Source organism: Emergencia timonensis (assembly GCF_900086585.1).
Classification (GTDB): domain Bacteria; phylum Bacillota; class Clostridia; order Peptostreptococcales; family Anaerovoracaceae; genus Senimuribacter; species Senimuribacter timonensis.
The window spans coordinates 254,557-279,610 of record NZ_FLKM01000009.1 but is presented as its reverse complement, the minus strand read 5'-3'; the positions used below and the strand labels follow the sequence as shown (position 1 = coordinate 279,610).

The 25,054-nt window shown below is 45.5% G+C and carries 27 protein-coding genes; 5 read left to right on the top strand and 22 right to left on the bottom strand.

The genetic code is table 11. The features are described from left to right. Positions 1-137 precede the first annotated feature (137 nt). From BN6539_RS12215 to BN6539_RS12175, 9 genes are all read right to left on the bottom strand, one after another. On the bottom strand, positions 138-1,508 hold the full coding sequence (locus BN6539_RS12215) for a helix-turn-helix domain-containing protein (RefSeq protein WP_067538853.1): 1,371 nt from the start codon (positions 1,506-1,508) through the stop codon (positions 138-140). Between the two features lie 379 nt (positions 1,509-1,887). Further along, positions 1,888-2,652, bottom strand: coding sequence for an ABC transporter permease (locus BN6539_RS12210; protein WP_067538851.1), 765 nt, complete (start codon positions 2,650-2,652; stop codon positions 1,888-1,890). After that, positions 2,639-3,493, bottom strand: a complete 855-nt coding sequence (locus BN6539_RS12205) for an ABC transporter ATP-binding protein (RefSeq protein WP_067538841.1) — start codon at positions 3,491-3,493, stop codon at positions 2,639-2,641. The genes BN6539_RS12210 and BN6539_RS12205 overlap by 14 nt, the downstream gene beginning before the upstream one ends. 274 nt (positions 3,494-3,767) lie before the next feature. After that, a complete protein-coding gene (locus BN6539_RS12200; protein ID WP_067538838.1) occupies positions 3,768-4,730 on the bottom strand; it encodes a hypothetical protein in 963 nt (320 codons plus the stop codon). Between the two features lie 273 nt (positions 4,731-5,003). Further along, positions 5,004-5,654: a TetR/AcrR family transcriptional regulator gene (locus tag BN6539_RS12195; RefSeq protein ID WP_067538827.1), complete on the bottom strand. Its 651-nt coding sequence runs from the start codon at positions 5,652-5,654 to the stop codon at positions 5,004-5,006. 143 nt (positions 5,655-5,797) lie between these two features. Beyond that, positions 5,798-6,388, bottom strand: coding sequence for an ATP-dependent Clp protease proteolytic subunit (locus BN6539_RS12190; protein ID WP_067538819.1), 591 nt, complete (start codon positions 6,386-6,388; stop codon positions 5,798-5,800). Continuing rightward, positions 6,385-6,798, bottom strand: coding sequence for a helix-turn-helix domain-containing protein (locus tag BN6539_RS12185; protein WP_067538811.1), 414 nt, complete (start codon positions 6,796-6,798; stop codon positions 6,385-6,387). The genes BN6539_RS12190 and BN6539_RS12185 overlap by 4 nt, the downstream gene beginning before the upstream one ends. Before the next feature lie 242 nt (positions 6,799-7,040). Next, positions 7,041-7,406, bottom strand: coding sequence for a hypothetical protein (locus tag BN6539_RS12180; protein ID WP_067538807.1), 366 nt, complete (start codon positions 7,404-7,406; stop codon positions 7,041-7,043). Next, positions 7,403-7,690, bottom strand: coding sequence for a Mor transcription activator family protein (locus tag BN6539_RS12175; protein WP_082907500.1), 288 nt, complete (start codon positions 7,688-7,690; stop codon positions 7,403-7,405). The genes BN6539_RS12180 and BN6539_RS12175 overlap by 4 nt, the downstream gene beginning before the upstream one ends. A 301-nt stretch (positions 7,691-7,991) precedes the next feature. Here BN6539_RS12175 and BN6539_RS12170 point away from each other — a divergent pair, with 301 nt between their 5' ends. Next, a complete protein-coding gene (locus tag BN6539_RS12170; RefSeq protein ID WP_067538800.1) occupies positions 7,992-8,684 on the top strand; it encodes a gamma-glutamyl-gamma-aminobutyrate hydrolase family protein in 693 nt (230 codons plus the stop codon). Between the two features lie 356 nt (positions 8,685-9,040). On the opposite strand, the gene BN6539_RS12165 is transcribed toward BN6539_RS12170, so the two are convergent. Continuing rightward, positions 9,041-10,012: a helix-turn-helix transcriptional regulator gene (locus tag BN6539_RS12165; RefSeq protein WP_067538797.1), complete on the bottom strand. Its 972-nt coding sequence runs from the start codon at positions 10,010-10,012 to the stop codon at positions 9,041-9,043. 224 nt (positions 10,013-10,236) lie between these two features. Between BN6539_RS12165 and BN6539_RS12160 the strand changes: the two genes are divergently transcribed. Further along, entirely contained in the window at positions 10,237-10,455 is a 219-nt protein-coding gene (locus tag BN6539_RS12160) for a heavy-metal-associated domain-containing protein (protein ID WP_067538785.1), read from the top strand. Between the two features lie 14 nt (positions 10,456-10,469). Beyond that, positions 10,470-12,383 (top strand): heavy metal translocating P-type ATPase, encoded by a 1,914-nt coding sequence (locus tag BN6539_RS12155; protein ID WP_067538782.1) that lies wholly within the window; start codon positions 10,470-10,472, stop codon positions 12,381-12,383. A 93-nt stretch (positions 12,384-12,476) separates the two neighbouring features. Here BN6539_RS12155 and BN6539_RS12150 read toward each other — a convergent pair whose 3' ends face one another. From BN6539_RS12150 to BN6539_RS12140, 3 genes are all read right to left on the bottom strand, one after another. Continuing rightward, positions 12,477-13,319, bottom strand: a complete 843-nt coding sequence (locus tag BN6539_RS12150) for a prenyltransferase/squalene oxidase repeat-containing protein (RefSeq protein ID WP_067538779.1) — start codon at positions 13,317-13,319, stop codon at positions 12,477-12,479. 66 nt (positions 13,320-13,385) lie between these two features. After that, positions 13,386-14,297: a helix-turn-helix transcriptional regulator gene (locus BN6539_RS12145; RefSeq protein WP_067538776.1), complete on the bottom strand. Its 912-nt coding sequence runs from the start codon at positions 14,295-14,297 to the stop codon at positions 13,386-13,388. Positions 14,298-14,308: 11 nt separating this feature from the next. Beyond that, positions 14,309-15,097 (bottom strand): zinc dependent phospholipase C family protein, encoded by a 789-nt coding sequence (locus tag BN6539_RS12140; RefSeq protein ID WP_067538773.1) that lies wholly within the window; start codon positions 15,095-15,097, stop codon positions 14,309-14,311. A gap of 222 nt (positions 15,098-15,319) precedes the next feature. On the opposite strand from BN6539_RS12140, the gene BN6539_RS12135 reads away from it, so the two are divergent. Both BN6539_RS12135 and BN6539_RS12130 read left to right on the top strand, forming a co-directional pair. Continuing rightward, positions 15,320-16,138, top strand: coding sequence for a helix-turn-helix domain-containing protein (locus BN6539_RS12135; RefSeq protein ID WP_067538765.1), 819 nt, complete (start codon positions 15,320-15,322; stop codon positions 16,136-16,138). A gap of 31 nt (positions 16,139-16,169) precedes the next feature. Continuing rightward, positions 16,170-16,565, top strand: coding sequence for a DUF2000 domain-containing protein (locus tag BN6539_RS12130; RefSeq protein WP_330385084.1), 396 nt, complete (start codon positions 16,170-16,172; stop codon positions 16,563-16,565). 50 nt (positions 16,566-16,615) lie between these two features. Here the strand turns inward: BN6539_RS12130 and BN6539_RS12125 are convergent, their stop codons facing one another. The 9 genes from BN6539_RS12125 to BN6539_RS12090 all read right to left on the bottom strand — a co-directional run bounded on the left by BN6539_RS12125 (position 16,616) and on the right by BN6539_RS12090 (position 24,907). Further along, positions 16,616-18,319: an InlB B-repeat-containing protein gene (locus tag BN6539_RS12125; RefSeq protein WP_067538745.1), complete on the bottom strand. Its 1,704-nt coding sequence runs from the start codon at positions 18,317-18,319 to the stop codon at positions 16,616-16,618. A gap of 76 nt (positions 18,320-18,395) precedes the next feature. After that, the gene (locus BN6539_RS12120; RefSeq protein ID WP_148484487.1) at positions 18,396-19,037 is read right to left on the bottom strand and encodes a DUF1847 domain-containing protein; all 642 of its coding nucleotides are present in this window, start codon (positions 19,035-19,037) and stop codon (positions 18,396-18,398) included. Further along, positions 19,021-19,191, bottom strand: a complete 171-nt coding sequence (locus BN6539_RS22630) for a FeoB-associated Cys-rich membrane protein (protein ID WP_187375495.1) — start codon at positions 19,189-19,191, stop codon at positions 19,021-19,023. The genes BN6539_RS12120 and BN6539_RS22630 overlap by 17 nt, the downstream gene beginning before the upstream one ends. A gap of 17 nt (positions 19,192-19,208) precedes the next feature. Further along, entirely contained in the window at positions 19,209-21,563 is a 2,355-nt protein-coding gene (feoB, locus tag BN6539_RS12115; RefSeq protein ID WP_067538739.1) for a ferrous iron transport protein B, read from the bottom strand. A gap of 173 nt (positions 21,564-21,736) precedes the next feature. Next, positions 21,737-22,675, bottom strand: a complete 939-nt coding sequence (locus tag BN6539_RS12110; RefSeq protein ID WP_067538736.1) for an L-lactate dehydrogenase — start codon at positions 22,673-22,675, stop codon at positions 21,737-21,739. Positions 22,676-22,914: 239 nt separating this feature from the next. Further along, positions 22,915-23,127, bottom strand: coding sequence for a cold-shock protein (locus BN6539_RS12105; protein WP_067538722.1), 213 nt, complete (start codon positions 23,125-23,127; stop codon positions 22,915-22,917). Positions 23,128-23,322: 195 nt separating this feature from the next. Further along, positions 23,323-23,841, bottom strand: coding sequence for an NADAR family protein (locus tag BN6539_RS12100; RefSeq protein WP_067538719.1), 519 nt, complete (start codon positions 23,839-23,841; stop codon positions 23,323-23,325). A gap of 12 nt (positions 23,842-23,853) precedes the next feature. Then, a complete protein-coding gene (locus BN6539_RS12095; protein ID WP_242869407.1) occupies positions 23,854-24,234 on the bottom strand; it encodes a hypothetical protein in 381 nt (126 codons plus the stop codon). Positions 24,235-24,694: 460 nt separating this feature from the next. Further along, a complete protein-coding gene (locus BN6539_RS12090) occupies positions 24,695-24,907 on the bottom strand; it encodes a cold-shock protein (RefSeq protein WP_067538716.1) in 213 nt (70 codons plus the stop codon). Positions 24,908-25,054: the final 147 nt, after the last annotated feature.

Genomic DNA, 25,054 nt, shown 5'->3' with positions numbered 1-25,054 from the left:
TAATTAAAGTATATATGCCGGACCCTTTCTTTTCAATTGAACCCCTTTGAATGCATTTGTTAAAATAAAAACAGACTTGAATTCAAGAAATTCAAGTCTGTAGAAAGCAGGTGCTCTATGGTGATCTTCGCACAAAATCACAGATATCTCAGCAGATCCTCTGCGGTCAATCTGGTACAATAAGGCTGCCCCAGCATCCTTTCGAAGAACTGCTGGAATGCACTGCGCATTCGCGGGTCCATAGAGATGTGGAAATTATCGTTGGATCCCTTCTGCGAATTTTCTATATACAGCGAATAGGAGTCGATAAATATAGAAGGACAGTTCCGCAGTTCTTCGCTGAGCACGACGGTATCGCGAATCAGATAGATGGCAAAATCAGGGTTTGTTTTCATGACTTCGCTGAGATACGCCAGGTGGCTGCGAGTCTGCTCCTCACTCAATTGATGACTGACATTGCCCACGCTGACATTTCCGTCTGAAAGGTATTTGTTAATCATGGAGGAATAGAGAACAAGATCAATTTCCGATTTACAAGTGCGTTTCATAAAAATATTTTTAAGCTTAATCAGGTAGCTGGCATAGGCTTCATCTTCTGCCTCTTTGATGAATTGATCCATGATGTCTTCTGGAAACAGCATGGCAGGCGGCTCGTTGAAGAACAACCACTGTCGTTTGTCCGAATAAGAGTCCAACTGCACATTGGTTCGCTTAAGGCTCTCTGGTTCGGCAGGATCGAGAAGTTTCTCTGACGTCTCGAGAATCTGCCTGCACCTCTCTGAGAACCGCTCGATAATCTTTTCTTCCATGGAAAAGACTGCCGCCAGCTCTCCTTGCATATTCCAAAGGACCTGCACGCAGAGCAGCTTGTCAATGACCAGAATATGAGGCTGTTCCGGTTTTTGGCAGACGATGGACATCTCTATGTAATCGAGATAGCCGATGATGTTCAGAATGTTTGCCGCATAAAAATGATAGTCTTCCGCCAGGTCTTCTGGAAAAAGAGCCAATTTCAGTTCCACCCGCTTTACACCGGCTTCGTGCAATTCCTGCATCAGGCGTTTGAACTCACCGCTATATAGCCGGAAAAGATCAAAGGTGGCCATGACCGAAATACTGCCGTCGGAATTTTCCAGAGCCTGCATGAAGGCATCACGAGTCAGGTCGATGAGCATCTTCGGGCTGTCTAAGAAAGACATCTGGTTATTGCTGTGGGATTGAAAAGTCAGATAGCTGCTATCACTGTCATAGGCCTTTTTTAATTCTTTAAAACTGTTCTGCCACCGACGCTCTCTGTCCGCAGTATCGCCTTTACCCGGATGGTCAGCAAAAAAATCCGCCATCTGCCCCAGAATCCGCTCTGCATTTCTGACCGACGGCAGCTTGCTCCCGTTAATCCACTTGCTGATATAGGTCGTATCATAACTGAGCGCATCAGCCAATTCACTCTCCTTGATTCCCGCCTTTTCCATTTGAGATCGCAGCGATTTTCCGAACAGATTATTCATGAAACACCTCATTTAAAACAATAATTTCCGATATAACTGTACCACGTGCATTCCACTAAAAATAGAATCGCGGCACGTGATTCAATGGTTCCTACTACTCGGCGAAGCCGTAAGATTGTGGAACCATTATACCATGGCCATTCCACTTGAAACAGAATAGAGGGCCATGATTCAATGTACGCTTCCTTGCAGCAACGCTGTAAGATTGTGCGTTCATTATACCACGTGCATTCCACCAAAAATAGTATCGCAGCACGTGATTCAATGGTTCCTACTACTCGGCGAAGCCGTAAGATTGTGGAACCATTATACCATAAATCGCTCTCTCTGACATAAAAAAATCCGTCTTCACAAAATTAGCTTCCATTTACCTTTATGCTTATTTGCGGTTGTATGTCCGCATTGAAACGGCAAAACTTACAATACCTAAAGCCATGCACCAGGCGAGTGTCAGCCATAAACGATTCCCCAAAGGCAGATCAAATGTCAAGGCCCTCAAACTATCAATCATCGGTGTCATGGGCTGTATCGCGGCAAACCAGCCGATACCGCTCGGCAGAGTGTCGACGGGAGCAAATCCGGAACTCATAAAGGGCAGGATAAAGAGGGGGAACAGCAATCCAGTGGCTCCTTCTACCGTCTTTGAAATCGTGCCGCAAAGTACAGCAATTAGTGTAAATGTAATATTTATCAGCACAAGGAGCGCTATAAACAAAAGCCAATCTGCAAGCCCCGCATGTGGTCTGAAGCCAAGAATAGGAGCCGTTGCCACAATGATGGCACTTGAAATGATCCCTCGTATCACTCCTGCACCTGTATGTCCAATCAGCACAGCAGATTTTGAAACTGACATACAGCGAAAACGGTCAATAATTCCCTTTGTCATGTCAGCCGTAACATTCATTGCCGAGTATTGAGACGCTTGAGCGATACTTTGCAGAATAATTCCCGGCACGATAAAATCAATGTAATCATAATCCCCTACATCGGATATGCTGCCAAATACCGTCCCAAATAAGAGAATTAAGCAAAAAGGTATTAGCGTTGCCGTCAGGAGTGTTTCAGGATTTCGCAGAGAAATCGTTAAGCAGCGTTTGAACATGACCCATGTATCAAGAAATATATTTTTTTTAGATTTTTTCATGTTGTTTTCTCTCCTTTTTTTCATCAATGAGTGTTAAAAATACGTCTTCTAATGAGGGTAAGTTTTGTTCTATACTGTCGGCCGAAATTCCATTTTCGGTCAAGAGCTTTATCGCAGTATTGGCTTTTATCTCGCTGTCAAAATTAAGCCGCACGCCTCTCTCGGGCATTATTTCCTTCAGATACTTAGGCGTGCCCTCTGCAATGATTTTACCATCATGTAAAATAGCAATCGTATCCGCAAGATATTCTGCTTCTTCTAAATATTGTGTTGTGAGGAATACAGTTGTCCCTGTCTTTGCCAGATTCTTTACCAAATCCCACATGGCAATACGGTTTTGTGGGTCAAGGCCGGTTGTCGGTTCGTCAAGGAAAAGCACATCGGGATTTCCCATAAGGCTCATTGCAATATCAAGGCGGCGCCGCATACCTCCCGAATAGGTAGACACTCTTCTATCCGCAGCATCTTCTAATCTCGAAAAAGCCAGCCACTGGTTTACGGTGCTTTTGAGGTTCGGCAAACGTTTCAGTTGTCCGATCAGCGTTAGATTTTCTCTGCCAGTCAAAACTTCATCTACTGCCACAAATTGCCCGGTCAGACTGATGCACTCACGCACATCAGCACCATTTGCCGCGACGTCAAATCCATGGATAGCAGCGCTGCCACCGTCAGATTTCAGTAATGTGGAGAGAATTTTGATTACTGTCGTTTTTCCAGCACCATTTGAGCCGAGCAGGGAAAAAATACTACCTTTATCTACGGTAAAACTGACATCTTGTAAAACATGGTTTCCCTTATAGGATTTTTGCAGACCAGATACTTCAATAATTTTTTCAGACATAGTTATCCTCCTTTAATATACATACGTATGTATGTTAATGCTGAAAATTTTACTGCCTATTGAAAGGCAGTAGATTTATAATTTATTTTTTATTGCCTATATAGCTAAATCAGCTATCATAAGGCGACAAATCGTTTCATAGGCAGACGGCGCAAGCGGCTGAACCCCGTCTCATGCCGGGTCTGTTTCCATACGCGGCGGGAATCCCAATCCCACTCAAAACAATAAAATGGGCAATACATCTTATACCTATAAAGCGCACTGCGTAAAATGCTCATAATCCTATCCGCAGTAAAATTTGGTTGCAGAGATAGGTCAGATACGGTGATGGCTGTTTCTTTTGCCCGAAATCCCAGCCCTTAAACTTTTGATATGTAGCTTCGGATGTAAACAAACCATTCTCATCTTGTTTGGATTTTATAATCATAACCATTTGAGTAAAACGCTCGTCATCTTTAATACAATCCAAATGGCTTAAAACATCAACAACACCCACAATATCGTACCACATTGCAGGAGCTTTCAGTTTTCTAAAGTCAGTTCCCATATAGAACATGTATGGGTGCTTGTCCAAGCTGTCCTCCCACAGAGAAAGCAAGTTCTGTGCAATTTTTTGTGCAATCTCACTTTCTTTGTACTTTTCTATATGGGAAAGTAGCTTTAGCATTATCAGTGTTGCATAAGGGCAACAATCGTCCTTGCGCCCCGGACCTCTGAACTTTCCATGCTCCTTAGAAACGGTGCAAGGAAATCCGCCCTCTTTATAAAAACTTAAAAGGTACTCTACACCACGCTTGATATGTTTATCATAGTCAACGTTTGCCTTAAGCAATAAAAGTAGCAACAATGGGGCATCACATAGGCACCAACCAAAGGTGTCCTCGCCAAGACCGCCGTAGTGTTTTGGAATATTTGTCGACGATTGATAAACACCATATTCATCAACGTGTTCTAAAATTTTATCCACGCCGGATTGTATCTCCGGAATGTCAATATCAAAGCCAAGCTCAAGTAAAAACAATAATTTGTGCATAGGTAAATCGGGATTTTTATGATTGGTCACAAGGCAATTATGAAAATCTGAAACGTCGGAAAGATATGTCTTGATTTTCGGGTCGGACAATGCTTGCTCTCTTAGCTCTTTCAAACTATCTTTACTTTCGCCTAAAACATTCAGTTTCACAGCATATTGCAACCAAGCTTCACCATTTTCAAGAATGAAATCTAAATAATTCATAGCTACCCTCCCAAACCTAATATAAACAATCTGTATTTCGCCTTATCCGCCTAAGACATACAAACATATAACTAGCGTCTTTCATTCTAATATTTGCACGTGGAAATGTCAAACGGCTCATTTCTTCTTACTACTGTTCATAACCCAGTTTGTTCACTTGGGCACCATTCGGGCACCATTGTAGCCCTGCCATGTTGTATTGCACACAGCAAAAATGCTGATTTCATGGGCCTTTCCGGCTGGAAAAAGGATTTTATCGTTACCAAATATTTTCTATTTTTTATAAAACTCATGCCTACCGATTGTGAAATAAATCTCTTTCATTTCCTCATCCATTACGGGAACACCAAGTGATGCAGAGAGTTGTTCAAAGAACAAAACTTTGTCGACATATTCCTCATAAGACACTTCAAATGCGTAAGGGGTAAGCCACGAGGCAGTGAGCCACGCAATCGTCTGTGATGCCTGCTTGGGAAAAACCACATTCATGGAGCCGTCTTTGTTTCCCTCCTTCAATAGTTTCTCCATATATGGCGCCATGACATTTATTTGGAAAATCATCTCGTTTTTGAAAACAACAGGGTTGTTTGCTAACTTCTCCATCTGTGCCCTCATGCTGTCGCTGATATTCATATGATCACGTAAACTGAGCTTCGCTGCAAATCGCAGTTTTTCGAGGGCATTCAGTCCCTCTTGTTTATCAGCGAGCAGGTACGGGTTATCTTCTTCAAAAGATTTATACATAACACTACCGATCAATTCTTCTCGGGATTTGAAATAATGGTAAAATGCGCCCCGTGTTACACCAACTTCCTTTACAACATCTTCGACGTTCACATTTTCCAGTCCTTTTTCAGCAAAAAGGCGCATCGCCGCTTCCAATATATTCTGCTTTGTTTTTTGATCGGGATCGTGTCTTGGCATATCAATCACCTCCTGTACATACGCATGTATGTTACTCTGATTATAGCCTTCCCCTATACTTTTGTCAATTAAAGTTTTTGTCAATAGACGCGTAAAGGATTCTGATATAAAGCCTGATATCCTTTTCTGTTTGCCGTATTCCCTTACCGACGTTTAGAAATAACCGTATCAATTAAGCCATATGCTTTTGCTTCCTCTGCTGTCATAAAATGATCCCGCTCTGTATCACGCTCTATTTCTTCGATTGTCCTTCCAGTGTTTTTTGAAAGGAATTGATTTAATCGCTGCTTATTCTTTTGCATATGGTCCGACATGATCTTAATGTCGCTGGCAGAACCTTTGATGCTTCCGGAAACGGCGGGCTGATGGATCATAATTTCAGCATTTGGCAGCGCAAATCGTTTACCCTTCGTACCAGCCGCCAACAAAAAAGCCCCGAAGCTTGCTGCAAGTCCAATACAGATTGTAGATACGTCACATTTAATATAATTCATTGTATCGAATATCGCAAAACCCGCCGTCACAGAGCCGCCCGGACTGTTAATGTAAAGTTTTATATCCTTATCAGGATCTTGTTCCTCCAAAAACAACAATTGCGCAGTTAGCAAACTGGCAGTTGCATCGTTCACATCCTCCCCCAAAAAGATAATTCTATCAGATAGCAGTCTGGAATAGATGTCGTAACTTCTTTCTCCCCTGCTCGTTTCTTCGATAGTATACGGTACTGTACTCATGCAGCAATGACCTCACATTTCATAGTAGGATGATAACGCATAACCAGTTTACAGTTCAGCTCAGCTTTATTGAGTTTGGGAATATAGACTTTCTGATTTCTATATTCTTGCGGGGGACACCCATATAATTGACGAAATGCATAAGTAAATGATTCCTGTGAGCTATAATTTGCCTCATATGCAATTTCTATGATGGGCTTTTTTGTATAAACAAGTTTTTCGGCTGCTACAGTGAGTCTGCGCCTTTGAATATATTGATAAATAGTGCAGCCAACACACTCTAAGAACACTCTGTTCAGGTGAAATTTAGAATACGCGGCCTCTTTAGCAATATCATCCAAGTTTAATTGGTTGTCTAAATTGTCTTCTATATATTCAATTACTTTTTCAATCGTTTTTTTGTTTTCCATCGTCACACTCTCCGTTCACAATGTTGTATCATTATAACACGCTTTTTCAAGGCAGTCTTAATATAAATTGCTATTTTCTATTGAAGAGCACCACCCTGGCAAAGCTACCCTTTCTTTTTATTTCATGGTAAATGCGAGCCATAAGCATAATTCGCTGCTTTTATATTATCACGATAAAACCCCTTTATTGTATTAAAACTATGCTGCAAACCAGCATAAAGCAGCGAATTAATTGTTCCGCCCTACAGAAGCAGGGAAAACGGACTGTATAAACAAAAGCTGCGATACAGAGAAAGTAAGCCCGTGTCGCAGGCAAATGCACGTCCTTTATCAGAAATGGAGTCGGCCAGATCTGCTAAATAGCTCTCATCGTTTTCAACGGCATTGTCCGATTGAAAAACCCGTACCCCTAAAGCTTTCCTAACGAGGATCAACGCCTGGCATCCAAGATCTTTTGTAAATTTTTTGGCAGTTTTTATGTAATTTCCCTCCGGTCTTTCCTGCACGTCCAGCTTTTCTTCAGCAGTCCCCTTTGCTGGAACTGAACAAGCACATATGGAAAATACGACCAACATAACGACTAGGATCAAAGCTACGTCTTTTTTCATTTTGCATCCTCCAATCTGCCTTCACTCAGAATTTTCCTGATCCACCGTTCAGAATAGTTGTACCGCCTCGTCAACTCTTTAATGCTGGTTCCTGCAGCATATTGGGTTCGGATTTGTGATTTCACATATTCCAAAGTGTAGAACTTTTTTGGAAAACAGACTTGAACACCGGCAAAGGCGCAATAAATCTTGTGGGCAGTGTCAATATCTGTTTTCTCAGCAATCTCTTTGTAGATATCCCTTAGATTTTCCATATTTGTGTTTAGCTTCATATTGTTCATCATCTCACCTCTTTCGACAAAATCATACACCTTTCTACAATGAATCTTCAATTCGAATAAATCAAGGAAGTATTCCTTGAAAAATTCACTTTCCTTGTGCTGGAGTTTTGAAAATATCTATCAGCTCATATATTGCGGATGGATTTGGAATATATAGGGGGATGAGGGTATGCAGTAAGGGTCTTGAGCGATAGAGTTAACGTCATTGTAACGAGACATGATTTTGAGGTATTTTCATTTTTAAAGATTTGCATTTGCTAAAAAAAGTGATAGAATGATGAAAATATAAAATAAGGAGTATCATATGAAGCCAGTCGTAATTGCCATACCGGAGACGGGAAACAGTCCCTATCAGAAATATTTAAAAAGAAAGTATGTGCGGAGTCTGCAGCGTGCTGACGCTGCGGCAAGATGGATTGATTTGACAGATCCGGAATCTGCGGTCAAAGAAGCTCTGGACTCAGACGGCTTATTGCTTGCAGGCGGTGCAGACATCGATCCTGCCTTATATGGCAGGCAAAGGACTCAAAAATGCGGAAAACCAGATCCGGTGCGGGATCTGGCTGAACCGATGATATTAAAGGCGTTTTTTAATACAGGCAAACCGATTTTAGGAATTTGCCGAGGCATGCAGATGGTCAACGTCTGCTTTGGCGGAACACTGACACAGGATATTCGCAAGATGCAGCAGGAGAAACATTTTGATATTTTGCGCAAGAATTACGGAAGTCACCTTGTCAAATTGGATTCTCACTCGCAGTTAGCCGCTGTCTTGGACCGCGACGTTGCCTCTGTCAACAGTCTTCACCATCAGGCAGTGGACCGCGTTGGAGCAGGCTTGCGTGCAGTCGCAAGGAGCGAGGATGGTTTTGTAGAAGCACTGGAAATTGCCGATTACGGCTTCGGCATTGCCGTACAGTGGCACCCTGAGCACATGCCGCAAGACAAAACCCAGCAAAATTTGATTGCCGCCTTTGTACAAAGCTGCATCATATAGAAACGAAGAACAACAGCCTCGGCAAATATACGGTATAGGGGTATATGCCCTCGAAGTTTTACAATAGAGTTGTACTTTTTGACCGTTTTTGGGACTTCTCGCGTAACTCTGCCGTAAAATTAGACGATTAAAAGCAGTCATACACGATCAAGTATTTTCAGATTGACTAAAAATAACAGAATCTAAATCCTCTGGTTACTTTCAAACTAGTTTTTCAGTTTCCGAAGGCGTTATTTTGCGCTAAAAAATAACCAGAATCATCAGATACCCCCCTGTTTTTCTCATTTTTCGTTCAGGCAGTTACGCAAGATTGCTTCAACTGCCCCAAAAAGTACAACTACATCGTAACACAAGTTTTATTCCGTCCCTTCATGAGCGCATTTTTTTCGATACTCTACCGGCGAAAGTCCGAACTGTTCTTTAAAAGCAGAGGCAAATTTACTTTGGTTTGCATATCCAACCTGGGCGGCAATTTCAGCCACCGGCGTATTCCCAATGCGTAAAAGCTGCGCACCCCGCTCCATGCGGACTTTGCGCAGATATTTCTTCACCGAAGTATTATAGACGATCTTGAAGTTGTTTTTCAGAGCAGTAGGACTGATACAGAACTCTCTGGAGAGCGCTTCGATGGTGACTTCCCGGGTCAGATCCTCACAAATTCTGTCCTTCACTGCCTTTATCACCTCGATCTGTCCCCTGGTGATCTTGTCAATCCGACGCTCTGCATCTGGATTCACCAGCCACAGGAACATCAGCAGCTCCAAGACTTTAATCTGAAAATATTCCGCCCTCACCTCTTCGGGAATGTCGTAGAGTTCACTGAAAATATGGCTGATATGCGCATTTGCTCTCATAGTGAAAAAATGATGACCCGGACAAAATTTATCGGCCAGCCCTGTCATATGATTGCCCAAAATAGGCAGCGGCTCTTCCTGCAGCACGTCTAAATCCAATACGACAGCAATGCCTCGATATCGCTCCGTTGGGAAGGTCAGCGGCGGTTCGTCATTTTCCATTCGGGTAATGCAGAGGTCCCCTGGCCCCAAATAGAGATAATCGTTACAGACCCATCGGCACTCCTGCCGTCCCTGGTGACAATAATTGATTTTTAGAAGATGACCTTCCACCTCCACGGCATGGGGCTGTTCCTTCATGGAGAAATCGTCGTAAATCAGTTCTACTCCAGGCAGAACGGAAAAGACTTCCATAATGCCAGACTCCGCGCCTGTGCCAAAGCGATATCTTCGTTTATAATCGGCCAAAACCTCCGGCGCTGCAGCCTTTCCCCCTGAAATTACACGATATTTCGGAGCTGTCATAGCATTCATATAAACCTCCTCCTATTCCATTCCTACGTTTATTCTACCCATCTGACAAGGCCTCCAATCAATATACACTCCATTTAGACCGGTTCCCGCTCCATTCGGACACAAATCGGAAAATCCCATTGACCTTTTCGCCCATATGATTTATAGTAGCATCATACAAACGATTAAGCAATTATTTAATCGAATTTAATGCAAATTTTCTATTTCGAAGGGAGATATATATCATGAAAAAGACGATCAAATTAATCGATCTGGACTGCGCACACTGCGCAGCAAAAATTGAAAATGCAGTTAAAAAGTTAGACGGTGTCGATGATGCCAGTATAAACTTCATGAGTCAGAAGATGATACTGGAAGCTGACGATGAATATTTTGACCAGGTGCTGACGGAAGCAGTCAAAATCGTCAAAAAAATCGAACCAGATGTTACAGTCAAACTCTAAAAGGAGGAAATATTATGACGAAGAAACAGAAAAAACAACTTGCCCGCATCGTATCTGCTGCCGTGCTTTTCCTGCTGGCAGCCGCGCTGCCCCTCAGTCCGGCTGTGGAAATGGCAGCATTCCTTCTATGTTATGCCCTCATCGGCTGGGACATCGTGTGGAAAGCAGTGACCAACATTCTTCACGGCCAGGTCTTTGACGAAAACTTTCTAATGACAGTCGCCACCGTCGGTGCGCTCTGCTTAAACGAATACTCGGAAGGCGTCGCCGTCATGCTGTTCTATCAGGTCGGCGAATGGTTCCAGAGCTATGCGGTCAATAAGTCCCGCCGTTCCATCAGCAGCCTGATGGATATCAGGCCGGATTCCGCCAACGTAATCCGCAGCGGCGGCATAGAACAAGTGGACCCTGAAGAAGTGCAGATTGGCGAAACCATCGTAGTCAGAGCCGGTGAACGGATTCCTCTCGACGGCACCATCATCGAGGGAACTTCTTCTTTAGACACATCCGCCCTGACCGGCGAATCTCTGCCTCGCGAAGTCGCCGCTGGAGAAGACGTCATCAGCGGCTGCATCAATCAGTCCGGCACGCTGCAGGTGAGAGTTTCCAAAATCTACGGTGAATCTACAGTAGCCAAGATCCTCGACCTGGTGGAAAACGCCAGCAGCAAAAAGTCCAAGTCAGAAGCTTTCATCACTCGCTTTGCAAGATACTACACGCCCCTAGTCGTTATCGCCGCAGTGATTCTGGCTGTGCTGCCTCCGCTGATCAGCGGTCAGAGCTTTGCCATCTGGATTGAACGAGCCTTGACGTTCCTGGTCATTTCCTGTCCTTGTGCCCTGGTCATTTCCGTGCCCCTCAGCTTCTTTGGCGGCATCGGCGGCGCGTCCAAATGCGGCGTATTGATTAAAGGCAGCAACTATCTGGAAGCCTTGGCAAAGACAGAAACTGTCGTCTTTGACAAGACTGGCACATTGACAAAGGGATCCTTTGCAGTCAGTGGTCTTTATCCTCAGGATATTACAAAAGAGAAATTGATTGAACTGGCGGCTTATGCAGAAAAGGATTCCACCCATCCTATTTCCAGATCTATTCGAGACTTCTATGGCAAGGCCATTGACGGCAGACGCATCAAAAATGTAAAAGAAATCGCCGGCTTTGGTGTGCAGGCGGAATTGGACGGCAAAGTGATCCTGGCTGGCAATGCAAAGCTGATGAGAGAACAAAACATCGCATTTAAGCTATTAGAAGAATCCGGCACCCTCGTCTACGTTGCAGAGGACGGCAGATACGCCGGCGCCATTTTGATAGAAGACGAAGTGAAAGCCGACGCTGCGGCAGCAATCAAAGATTTGAAGGCCTCTGGCGTCAAGAAGACTGTCATGCTGACAGGGGACGCAGACGCAGTGGGCAAAAAGGTGGCAGCAAAACTGAAACTGGATGCGGCTTATACTGAACTGCTCCCTGCAGGCAAAGTGGATCATATGGAACAGCTGCTCGGCGAAACCAGCGACAAAGGCAAGCTGACCTTTGTGGGCGATGGTATCAACGACGCGCCTGTTTTAGCCCGCGCTGATATCGGCATCGCCATGGGCGGACTTGGTTCCGACGCCGCCATCGAAGCAGCCGACGTGGTCATCATGACCGATGAACCGTCAAAGATTGCAACGGCAATGCGCATTTCCCGCAAGACTTTACGCATCGTCCATCAGAATATCGTATTTGCCCTCGGCGTCAAAGCTTTGGTCCTGATCCTCGGCGCGCTGGGAATCGCCTCCATGTGGGCGGCAGTCTTTGCCGATGTGGGCGTAGCGGTAATCGCAATTCTGAACGCAATCCGCGCGCTGCGCGTACCGAAAGCAGAAATCGTCGCAGCAGAGGATTCCAGCGAAACTTCCGACCCGAATCATCTTATCAAGGTTGCCTAGGCGCTCAATGCTCTCATCATAAATAAAAAAATGCCCGAAGCATGTTAATTCAAATGCTTTTCGGGCATTTTTTGATGCAGTAACGATTCTTTTTCAGATATCCTTCTTCCCCAAGTTCTCCAATATCTCGCCGTAGCGTTTTGTCGCCAAGGCGCTGGGCTGGCCCTTCCGGCAAAAAGAGAGCTTCGCCAGCTTGGGAACCACCCGTTCCACTACGATCTGTCCATCGACGGTCTTAGAAGTCAACGTTTCAAAAGCTTCTAAAAAGCGGCTGTCTTTCTTGGCGTACTCATAAAAAGATAAGACGTAGACATATTCAAACAGATTGTAGTTGCGGAAAGGGTACTCCACCTGCATAAACAAGGTGCCGATGCCGTAGTGGCAAGGGCCGATGGGTTTGCGGGTCACCCAGTGCTGCAGAAGAAATTCTACCGCTCGATCAAGCGCCGGCTCTCTGTTCAAGTGTTGACTGAAACGAAAAGCGTCCAAGGCATTCAGCGTGGGCTGCGGATTGGAGTGTTCGGTCTCTTCCCCACGTCCAAAGGAAAACTTATTACATCGCCAGCCGCCATCGTGATAGGGCGTATCCAAAAAATAGCGCAACGTCTTCTGGATTCTCTCATCATTCACATATCCCATATGACACAGCACGTTGGCCGCAATGGCCGTCTGGCAGGGATAGATGCCGCCCTTAGGGTAAATCCGGAACCGTCCGTCCTCCTGCCAAGTGCTGAAAATTAGATTCGCCGCCTCTTTGAGAATCGGTTCGTCAGGCTCCATTCCTAACTCCAGCAAATAGAGAACACTGTCAAAAGTGGAAAAAGGCGATCCTTTCAGCAGCCGCTTATCTTCCGTTGCCCAAAGATCCGCTCCATTGTCGTGTCGATGAGCCAAAATCGCGTCCACGTCTGCAAGGTATTGTTGTTCTACGCTCATACTTCCCCTCCTTCATAAAACCAGATATGTATCTCCAGTATAAGCCATAAATAAGACAACAGCTTGTCATATTTCGTAGCGTTTTTTTGCCTGTGACAAGAACAGCTTCATCTCCTGCCGCAAAGAGTCTGGGGACAGAATCTCCGCCTTATCGCCAAAGCTGGCAAAAGTGCTGATGACCCATTCTGTTCGTTCCGTTTGAAAGGTAACGAGCAGATCATCTCCATCCCTCGTGATGTTTTCTGAATCGAAGAAATCAACTGCCAGAAATTCCAGAGATTTGTCCATTCTGACTTTGACGAGGCAACCGTCTTCATTGGCAAAATCACTTCGCAAAGCCGGGATTTCATAATCTTCCCGTTCCACGAAATGTTCTCTTGTCACCTTGAGATCTGTCATTCGATTCAGCTTGAATAAACGGAAGGCATCTTTGTATCTGCAATAAGCCAGTAAATACCAATTCTCTTCTTTAAAAATCAGTTTATAGGGTTCCGCCGTTCTGTGACGGTATCCGCTGCCGCTGTAATATTCCATTTCTAACAAAAAGCGGCCTGCGATGGCCAGCCGAATTGTTTTGATTTTCTCTATAATCGTGCTGTTATGATTCCAGGAGGTAAAATCGATAATGATGTCATTCTCCAGCAGCATCTGATCGTCCTGGCTCAAACGCAGCTTAGCCAAAAGCGTCTTAACCTTTGCGCTGTCGTCCAGACTGGCAAAACTCTGTATTGCTGCTAAAATTAAGCTCCGATCATCATGATTCAGGGCTGTTTTATTATACCTGAATTCCGGAAGAAGTGAAATCCCGCCGCCAACACCCTGACTGGAAGCTACAGGGAAACCTGCGCTGGCCAAATCCAGCAGATCGCGATGTATCGTGCGGGTAGAAACTTCAAAATAGGCGGCTAATTCCTTCGCCGTCACCTTTTCCTTTTCTAAGAGGACCGCCAGGATGCCAAACATTCGATTACTTTTCATTTGTTATCCCCTCAGTCATATGTCAGCTCAAACCGGTCAGACAGCTTGACGCCATTCTCATAAAAATCCAAATAGTTAGCGATTAGAGCCACTGCAATCGGAACTGCCTCCTCTAGCTTTTGCCCTAAAACCAGGCTGCACTTTTTGCATTTAGGATGATCTGTCTTATTGAGGAACAAACCGCGGATGTTCTTTGACAATCCACTGATCTTGAGAAAGAAAAACACGACGCCGCGGGTTACAGGATTTGTCGTCGTAAAAAAGACGGCATATTTTTTCATATCCTTCACTGCGATATCGGCGTCTCTTTCCGATACACCCAAGAGCGGCGCTATGACCTTTGACGACTGCGCACTGCTGTGAAGGTGGCTGGCGCTGTCCAAGGCCCAAGGGTCAAAGCCGTCCCGGCGAATCAGCATCTTGTCAAACTCCGCCTCGATTTCCATATGAGGTACGCCGGTTTGCCTTATGGCATCATCCACGTAAGGATGGCATACGCTGTCCAAGGCGAAATGACAGATAAATCCCAGGATATATGATAACGCGCCATCGGGATCGTCATTTGTCTCTATCAGAGGCTTAACATCTGTAAAAAAGCGACTGCCTTTTTCCCTGTGCATGTCGCGGCCCAGTTGATTTACCTGATTATATAAGAGCGGCTTGTGGTAAAATAAAATATCCGGTCCGTGCAGACCGATATCGAATAGTTCCCGCTTGTAATCTATTATTTCTGCAGCCCTGCCTGTGAGCTGCGACCTCACCTCTTCACCAAAATAGCGGTGAGCGTAAGTTGAAGGCATAGTATCATCTCCCTAATTTCTAAAATTTACTACATCTATCATACCAAAATTGAAGATATCGTACAAGCCAAAAGGATTGAGTAGTGGTACAATACAATCAAGCAGTCGGCCTTTTGCCAATCGAACTTGACCGCACGGCTCGTTCTCTTGGAGGGTGGCTGCAGAGGAGTTCTCTCCAGTTCACCTTGTGAATTGGAACAATTCCATAACGGAGGTACATTGATGAAAAAAGAAGTGCGCACTTTTTGTTTTGATGAAGAACTGCAAATTGAAGCATATCGCTTTGAAAAAATTCTGCATCCTTTCCCCAATCACTTCCACGATCACTATGTCGTCGGATTTATCAGGGAAGGAAAGAGAAAAATGTCTTGTGGAAACAAGGAATATGAGCTGGAGCCAGGGGATATCACCCTGTTTAATCCAGGACAGAACCACGCCTGTCTTCCCATCAGCGATCTCACTATGAACTATTATGGCCTGAATATCAGTCCGTTAGTCATGGAAAAGCTGGTCGAAGAGATTACGGGCACGGCATATCTGCCCTCTTTTACGCAGCCGCTGGTGTCTGACACAGAGCTTCACTGTCACATCTATCACATCAACGAAATGATTATGGAAGGATCAGAGGAATTTGAAAAAGAAGAACTTTTGCTCTGTCTGATTTCGCTTTTGATAGAGAAGTACAGTCAGCCTTTTTCCGAAGAAGAGACGGAATGCCTGGACGAAATTGAAAGCGCCTGTCGATTTATCGAAGAAAACTATGCGGCCCACATGACCCTGGACGACATCTGTAAAGCGGCGGCACTGAGCAAGTCCACGTTACTGCGTGCTTTTACCCGCACCAAAGGCATCACCCCTTACCGATACCTAGAAACCATTCGAATCAACCGGGCAAAGGAACTGCTGGAACAAGGCGTAAGCCCTATTGATACCGCAATACAGACAGGTTTCTCCGATCAAAGTCACTTCAACCGGTTTTTCCGTTTGTTCATCGGCGTAACCCCTGGTGTATATCGAGATATATTTGAGAAAAGAGGATAAGAAAATGAACCTGCAAAATGAAAAATGCGTAATGATAATAGATGAAAACCTTCCACTGGGTAATATTGTTAACACTGCCGCCATCTTCGGCGTAACACTTGGCAAAGTCATGCCTGAGGTTGTAGGCGACGATGTCATAGACGCAGACGGCAATATTCATATGGGAATTATCGCCATCCCAATTCCGATTCTGAGAGGTAATCCGCAGTTAATTAAAGAAATTCGTCAGAAACTCTACGAGCCTGGATTTGAAGACGTAACCGTCGTCGATTTTTCCGACCTTGCCCAGAGCTGCAACGATTATGACGAGTTTACAGAAAAGATGGCAAAGAATGCGGAAAGCGATCTCAGCTACTTCGGCATCGCCATGTGCGGGCCAAAGAAAAAGGTTAACAAACTGACTGGCAGTCTTCCTTTATTGAGATAGATAAATGCAAAAAGGGCTTCGTACACAGCGTACGAAGCCCTTTTATTGTGCTAACCTCTCAATGTTTTCCTGCACATGCACTTACAGCAAGAAGAACAGAGGAATTTTTGCTGCCAAATGGCATATAGGGTGATATTACCATTGACTTCAGTAATCGTCTGTCCTGGTAAATAAGCAAACCCACTGCCGCTGCGCTTCGTATTCCACTCTGTAAAACTGTAGCATTTTCTCTTTGGCTTCATATCGGGCAGCATCACGCTGCCTCCAGCCTCCGTATAGACAGGATCCGGTACATTGCTGGCCGGCGTACAGCAAGTCGCATTACCGTGAAAAGAAATCTCGTATTGTATCGGTGCGACCGATGGAATCAGCAGCACCTGCGTTCCGTCAGCATTTGCTTCCACTTTCCAGTTTCGAAATCCCACTGCAGGCTTCAGAAAAGACGCTACGTCGGCGGCAGACAGCGTCGGGTATTCCGGCTGCGATTGTGCCAGCGGTATCGGTGCGCCGGAGCCAGGTGCGACATAATCAGACGCTTCAATCTGAATCTGGGCGGATGTCAAAGCGCCCTCCACCTGTACCAGATGTCTTGCAGAAGGAATGTTGACGCCGTCTGTAATCATCACAGCGCCTTTGACGCCCAAACGCCCGCCGTTATAAACGCCGCTGCCTCCGCGAGAGGCGATGTTGGCAGAAATCGTACTGTCCGTCACATGGGCAGTGGAAGCGTTGTCGATATAGATACCGCCTCCAAAATTGTTCGCTGTATTCCCCTCGATTTTGGTGCCCTGGCTGACAGTCACTTCTGCCCCCAGATTAAGAGCGATGCCGCCACCCAGCGTCGCACGATTCGAGTGAAGGGTACAAGCCGCAAGCGATAAATTCGTCAGCGTGCCGACACCATAGAGGCCCCCTCCGCTGACCGCCTGATTGTTGTCAATCTTGCAGTCCGTCGCTGTCAGCCTGGTTTCCGCATTACTAGAGGCGACTCCAATGCCTCCGCCATTGCTGCCTCCTTTATTTCCAAAGAAGGTGCTAGAATCTAAGGTGATCTCAGCTCCATTGTAACCGTAGATGCCGCCGCCAGAATCCGCAGACGTGTTTTCGCTGACGGTGCTGGCTTCCACTCTTACTTTGCAGTAGCTGCCTGCCGCATAAATACCGCCGCCCGGCTGCCTGCCGGCGCTGTTCCCAGAAATGAGGCTCGTGTCAATAGACACGGTGCCAATGGCATAGATTCCACCGCCGCCAACGCCTATATTGCCCGTAATGGCGGAGTTTGTCGCGGTCAGTGAACAGCCGTTGGAAATGAAAGCACCGCCGCCCCCTCCGTCTGCCTCGCAGTTTCTGATAGCAGCATTGTTCTCCATCAGACAAGCCGCTCCCGTGTCAGAGAGATAGAGCCCCCCTCCGCCAGAGATGGCTCTGTTCTCTTCCAAAACGGCCTGATTCAAAGTCAGTTTACCGCCGCTTACGGAAATCAATTCGTCGACGCCAGCGGTCACAGCCGCTTTGTTGCCGTTGACGGTTATATTTTGAAGGGTTAAATCCCCATTGCTGTCAATATAAAAGAGAGAACCTGTATAGCCCTGCTGTCTCTGCAGTGTTATCAAAGCTCCCTCCGCTCCTCGAATCGTAACAGGATAAGAAAGATAGATCTGTCTGTCTACTGCAAAAGATGCAGTCACCTCTATGAGTTCCTCTCTATCTGTTATCCCTTGTAACAAGTCGTTCAGATTTGCTACGCTTATCATATTTACCTACTCCCCTATCAAATTGGTTTCAGTATTATCATATTCTGTGAAAGACGGATTTGTGTTCGTCTCCCCTCTATTCTTTCTCCGCAAATAATTTTTGGTAGTAGGACTCTGCCGTGTACAGGGCTGCCGCCGGATTGTGGCCCGTCACTCTGTCCTTGGCTACCAGGGTGGTCACAAAGGCTTCCGAATATTTGTAGAACAGACTGTCATGGCCTACGCACAGGCCCATGACGATGTTGAACTGGGTGCCCGCCTCGTTGAGCAGCGTCGCCTGGGTGATCGGATTGCACATGTTCTTCCCCACGGCGCTGCACTTTTCGTCGATGCCTACATCGGTCTTCGGCACTGCACCCACTTTGCAGACTGCGCTGTAGACGTCAAAATCGTGGCTGCGCAGAATTTTAGCAAGAATCCTGCTCTCCCTGATCAGACCGGCACAGGTTGCGATGCCAATCTTCTGAAATCCCATCCGCTTCGCAAACTCCACGATTTCCTGCACCCTGGTCCATTTGCAGTAACCCTCGAATTCGACTTCAGCGGCGGTTTTCATAACCTTGTTGTTCTCCTCGTCCTCATAGAGCGCCATGATTTCCGCGCGCTTGGCTTCTGTCATCTTCTCCGTCTGGCAAAATTCCGGATAGCTGGCATTCTGGTAATCACAGTGCAGAACCCCGCAGTCCACACAGGACAAATTCTTATCTTTTTTCATCATCGGTTCCTTTCTCTTCTCTATACGCACAGCTTGCGCAGTTTCCGCTGCAGCCATTACAACCACTGCAGCCGCCTTTGCTGCGCCGTATGAACCGGACAGCAAAGAACAGCGCAGCCGCAACTGCTGCAACAATCAAAATATCGATCAGTCCCATATTCCATTCCCTTTCATTTAAAAGCCCATCAGGCTTCCTCCCATATGTACGACAAAGGCCACGATCCAGGCGATTAAGCACTGAGCGATGACGATAATCAGCGCCCATTTTCCGCCCAGCTCCCGCTTGACTGCCGATACAGCCGCTACACAAGGAGTATACAGCAGTGTGAACACCAGGAACACGATGGCTGTGAACGGTGTGAACAGTGTCTTCAGAAGGGCCGTACTGCCGCCCATCAGAACCGTCATGGTGCTGACCACGCTTTCCTTCGCTGTAAAGCCGGTGATCAGCGCCGTCGAAAGCCTCCAGTCGCCAAATCCCAGCGGTTCGAAAATCGGAGCGATCCAGCCGCCCACCAGAGCCAGCATGCTGTCTTTGGAATCAGCCACTACGTTGAGATGGATGTCAAAGGTCTGTAAGAACCAGATGATGATGGTCGCCACAAAGATGACCGTAAACGCTCTGGTGATGAAGTCCTTTGCCTTATCCCAGATTAACCGACCTACGCTCTTCATCCCCGGAAATCTGTAATTGGGCAGTTCCATGACAAAAGGCACCGGCTCGCCCTTGAATTTCGTCTTATCCAGAAATACCGCATACAGGATCGCCACCACGATGCCGGTAAAATACATGATCGTCATCACCAGCGCCCCGTTTTTCGGGAAAAAGGCGGCCGTCAGCAACGCATAGATCGGCAGTTTTGCTGAACAGCTCATGAATGGTGTCAGCATGATGGTCATCTTGCGGTCCCGCTCCGAAGGCAGCGTCCTCGTGGCCATGATGGCAGGCACCGAGCAGCCAAAGCCGATGATCATCGGCACAAAACTCCTCCCCGAAAGGCCGATTTTGCGGAGCATTTTGTCCATGACAAAGGCCACCCTGGCCATATAGCCGCTGTCTTCCAGAAACGACAGGAAGAAAAACAATGTCACGATGATGGGCAGGAAGCTGAGGACGCTGCCCACGCCGGCAAAGACCCCGTCGATAATCAGCGAATGGATGACCGGGTTGACGTTTACCGCAGTAAGTCCACTGTCACAGGCTGCCGTAAGCCAGCCGATGCCCTGCTCCATCAGATCTGACAAGAAGGAGCCGATGACACCGAAGGTCAGCCAGAAAATCAGCGCCATAATCGCCGCGAAGCTGGGGATGGCCGTATATTTTCCAGTCAGAATCTGATCCATGGACTGGCTGCGAATATGCTCCTTGCTTTCTTTCGGGCGGACGACCGTAGCATTGCAGACCTTGTCGATAAAGGCAAATCTCATATTGGCAAGAGCCGCATTCCTGTCCATACCGCTCTCTTTTTCAAGCTGCAGAATAATGTGCTCCAGAAGTTCTCTCTCGTTTTGATCTAACTTGAGCTTTTCCAGAATGATATCGTCGCCTTCAATCAGTTTGCTGGCCGCGAATCTGGCCGGAATGCCGCTTTTCTGGGCATGGTCTTCAATCAGATGCATGATGGAATGCAGACAGCGATGCACTGCGCCGCCGTCCTCTCCCTCCGGTTCACAGAAATCCATGCGGCCAGGACACTCGTGGAACTGAGCCACGTGCATGGCGTGGTCGATCAGTTCTTCAATCCCCTCGTTTCTGGAGGCGGAAATCGGAATGACCGGCACGCCCAGCGCTTCTTCCATTTCGTTAATTCTGATCGTACCGCCGTTTTCACGAACCTCGTCCATCATGTTAAGCGCCAGCACCATGGGAATATCCAATTCAATGAGCTGCAGGGTCAGATAGAGGTTTCTCTCGATGTTGGTCGCATCGAGAATATTGATGATGCCCTTTGGCTTATCCTGCAGAAAGAACTCTCTCGTCACAATTTCTTCGTTGGTATAGGGAGACATGGAATAAATCCCTGGCAAGTCCGTTACCAAAGTGTTGCAGAACTTGCGGATCTGACCGTCTTTGCGGTCCACCGTCACGCCGGGAAAATTGCCTACATGCTGGTTGGAACCGGTAAGCTGGTTAAACAAAGTGGTCTTGCCGCAGTTTTGATTTCCCGCCAGACCAAAGGTCAGCAGCTGGTCGTCGGGGGCAGCGCTGCCTTTCTGTTTGACATGGTATTTGCCCATTTCTCCCAGACCCGGATGCTCTATCTTCTTTTCCTTCGATTCAGCCAGGTGTTCTTTTCCTTCTTCTAAAACCGGCTGTACTTCTATTTTTGCTGCGTCTTCCAATCTCAAGGTCAGCTCATAACCCCGGATTCTATATTCAATCGGATCGCCCATAGGCGCCGCTTTCATAAACTTGATCGTTTTTCCAGGGATCAGTCCCATATCGAGGAAGTGCTGCCGCAGAGAACCACTCCCGCCGACAGAAACAATCCTGGCACTTTCTCCCCTCTTCAGCTCTGACAGTATCATTTTTTTCTCCTTTCCAGAGACTATTTCATCTAACTGGAAATATTATATACCAGCGAGGTGTTAGTGTCAACTAACACCCCTTTATAAGTACCCTCGCTTCTGCTTTGGCAGATTAAAAGGGCAGAAATGATAATAATTAAGCCTTTCCCAATACTATGGCAAAGGCTTCTGGTTTATTTTATCAAAGCGATATGTTCCTTCATTACACTGCAGGTCTTCTGAAATTCTCCCATTTCCTTGTCATCCAGATTTAACTTGATGATTTCATCAACGCCATCCTTTCCCAAGACTACAGGCACGCTGGCATAGAGACCTGCTTCTCCGTATTCTCCGTTTAGATAGGTGGATGCCGGGAAAATCTGTTTCTCATCATGGAAGATGCAGCTAATCATTCTGGCAGCTGTCGAGGCAATGCCGAATTCTGTAGCGCCTTTTCCATTGAGTGTTTTCCAGCCTGCCTTTCTGACTTCTTCTGCCAGTACCTCTTTGTCAAAGACAAAGCGTTCTGGCTCCTCTTCTTCCAGCTGTGCAAGCGGTTTTCCGCCGAAAGCCGTTACAGACCAGGCCGCCATCTGACTGTCCCCGTGTTCTCCCAACATATATGTGGTGATGGATTTATGGTCAAAGCCGGTTTCTCTGGCAAGAACAGCTTTTAACCTGGAGGTGTCTAAGCCTGTGCCTGTTCCAATCACGCGGGCAGCGGGCAGCCCCGATTCTTTTTGAATCTGATTAGAAATGATATCGCAAGGATTTGTGATATTCAGATAGATCCCTTGGAACCCGGCTTTTCGAAGTCTTGGCACAAAAGTTCTGATCATATCGACACTCTGCTGCAGCTCCGAAAGCCTGTTCTTTGTCACTACATCGATCTTTCCCACACTGCTGACAATGATGTCACAGTCTGCCAATTCTTCATATTTACCCAAAGTCACTCGCACTCTATGAGGTAAATAGCATACCGCATCTAGTAAATCCTGTTGTTCGCTGATGATTTTTTCTTCATCTATATCACATAATTGAATTTCATCGCAGATTCCCTGCATGGCGAGACTCAGCGCCACATGTGCGCCTACATGTCCCACTCCGATGATACCTACTTTTCTCATATTCATTACAATAGCCTCCTTTAATAATAAAAATATTGTACCATGGCGCTGCTACTTTTCAAGTGTACGCCACAATTATTTTATGTTTTTTTGGTAATACGAACAAAAGCATAGAAAAAAAGGCAGCAACTGTTATAGCTGCTGCCTTAGATGGTGCTTATTACAAATACAAATTATTCAAATGGATGGTTAGATCTCGTACTGAAAACTATATTTAAAATAACAAACTACCTGTTTTGCACAAATTAGCAAGCCTGTACGTTGACCGCTCTCAATTTGCTGCTGTTTCTTGGATCGCTTTCGATGTCGAAAGAAACCTTCTGTCCTTCGTCAAGACTTTTGAATCCGTCAGATACGATGGATGAGAAATGTACAAATACATCTTCTCCGCCATTATCATTCTTGATGAAACCAAATCCTTTATCAGAGTTAAACCATTTTACTGTACCGTTATTCATATCAGTACCTCCATTTTTATTATTTGTATCAACTTCATAAAAAAACTGACCCACATGCAAATTAAGAAAAATAACTCGCACAACTAAGGTCAGGTTCAGATTCTCTATTGATTACTTTCTTATAATAGCACATCTCTAAGCAAATGTAAAGCATAATTTTAAAAATATTTATAAATAATAATTAGTTTTTCTAAATCAATACTGCAGAGCGGTGAGCTCGCCTCGTATTTCCATAAGGATTCTTCCTAGTAGATTTTGTCCGCTCCACTCTGTAACAGAAAAGCGTCTCTGGTCTTTCATCGAAAGTCCGATTCCCCAGATAATATCTTTCACGGCGCACTCAGCCAGTATCGCATCGCCCGTATTCACAAGCTGACATGCTAACCCCTCGTTCTGTCTGAACTTTTCAAAGACACCCCTGTATACTACCCGATACCTATGCTCTCCCCATTTTTCGTCATCAAAAGGAGTGACGACGCGCCCATAGGCTTTCATTGCTGCGGCGCTATTCGTCTTCACAATTTTTTCGGCAGTTGCCAAGTCATCAAACAGGATTGCCTTCTGATACATCATGTACTGCTCTACCGACGAGTAATTTATCCCATCAGCATGAAAGTATGCCGGATACCAATTGCTGAGATAGCCGTTTGGTTCATCTGGATTATGGAAGCAGATAATTCTTCTTTTTTCATTCGGTTTTTCTGTACAACTCATCTAATTGTGCTCCTATTTTTTTTTTACTGCTACCTCTAAATCTAAATCATGAAGACCGGCAAAACCGGCAATTAAAAAGTCTAGCGGAATCTGGCGTGCCACTTCTCTACTTGGTATTTTATAAAACCATTGGAAGTATGCGTAGAACTGCCCAATCCAGTTTGGCAGAAATCCGCCTATCTCTTCCCCTTGTTTGATCTGGTATTTGTCGAACTCCAGAAAATAATGAAAGAGTTCTTCAGAATCCATCGTGCACAAATATGCCTGTCCTTCGTCAATAAGCTTCCTCACTTTGCTATTCATATAATGTGTAATAAAATGTCGTACATCGATTCCCGGAATATAGTCTTTTACTTTCTCGAAAAGTATTCCTTGCGTTTCCACAACTTCCATCAGGTAACTTCTACTATATGTTTCCACTTTTACACCTTCTCTATAATAATGTACTAAATACCTTCTCCACTTTATTTCTTTCAGAATTAATAAGCTGGTACATGGCTTCTCTTGCCCTACTGTCACGCCTCGAATACTCAGGATTAATCCTTTGATAGGAAACCTCCTGCAAATCCAAAATTTTGAGATCAGAACAGTCCAATATATATTCATGTATCCAACCATTTTTTTCATTTGGATTGCACACAGACCACTCCTTTCACCATGGCTGTACTGCTTTCTTAATTATTGTACCAAATCGCAGATGAGATAGCCTGCCCTTATACAAAAAAATGCGGCATCCGTTATCACAGATGCCGCATAGATGGTGCTTATTACAAATACAAATTATTCAAATGGATGTTTAGAACCTCGTACTGAAAACTATATTTTTAATAACAAACTACCTATTTTGCAGAAATTAGCAAGCCTGCACGTTTGCTGCTCTTAATTTGCTGCTGTTTCTTGGATCGCTTTCGATATCGAAAGTTACCTTCTGGCCTTCTTCTAAGCTCTTAAAGCCTTCTGTCTGAATTGCAGAAAAATGCACGAATACATCGTCTCCGCCATTGTCGTTCTTGATAAAGCCGAAGCCCTTCTCTGCGTTAAACCATTTTACTGTACCTGTGTTCATATCCAGTACCTCCATTTTAATATTCGTATCAATGCTTCAGAAATAAAAAACTGACCTCAACGTAAATCCAGAAAAACGACTTACATGTTAGGTCAGGTTCAGATTCTCTATTGATTACGCTATTATTCTATCACAAATTTTGCTGTA